We start from the raw sequence: 527 nt of genomic DNA, 5'->3' as shown, positions 1-527 counted from the left end.
GCAGAGAACTTGACACCAGATGAAGTTAGTAAGAGAGAGGGAATCAACGCCGAACAAATTGTTATCAAGATTACGGATCAAGGTTATGTGACCTCTCATGGAGATCATTATCATTACTATAATGGCAAGGTTCCTTATGACGCTATCATCAGTGAAGAACTGCTGATGAAAGATCCGAATTATCAGTTGAAGGATTCAGACATTGTCAATGAAATCAAGGGTGGCTATGTGATTAAAGTAGACGGGAAATACTATGTTTACCTTAAGGATGCGGCTCATGCGGACAATATTCGGACAAAAGAAGAGATTAAACGTCAGAAGCAGGAACACAGTAGTAATCACGGGGGTGGCTCTAACGATCAGGCAGTTGTTGCAGCCAGAGCCCAAGGACGCTATACAACGGATGATGGGTATATCTTTAATGCATCTGATATCATAGAAGACACGGGTGATGCCTATATCGTTCCTCATGGGAATCACTTCCACTATATTCCGAAGAGTGATTTGTCTGCCAGTGAATTAGCTGC

At 42.3% G+C, this 527-nt stretch carries 1 protein-coding gene; it reads left to right on the top strand.

Annotated elements, in window-relative coordinates; all coding sequences use genetic code 11:
• The coding region (locus tag F9B91_RS11205; protein WP_150923309.1) for a pneumococcal-type histidine triad protein at positions 1-527 on the top strand (527 nt) is incomplete at both ends.

The organism is Streptococcus mitis, from assembly GCF_008763935.1.
Taxonomy (GTDB): domain Bacteria; phylum Bacillota; class Bacilli; order Lactobacillales; family Streptococcaceae; genus Streptococcus; species Streptococcus mitis_DB.
The sequence above is the reverse complement of the archived record's forward strand: the minus strand, read 5'-3'. Positions and strand labels throughout refer to the sequence as shown.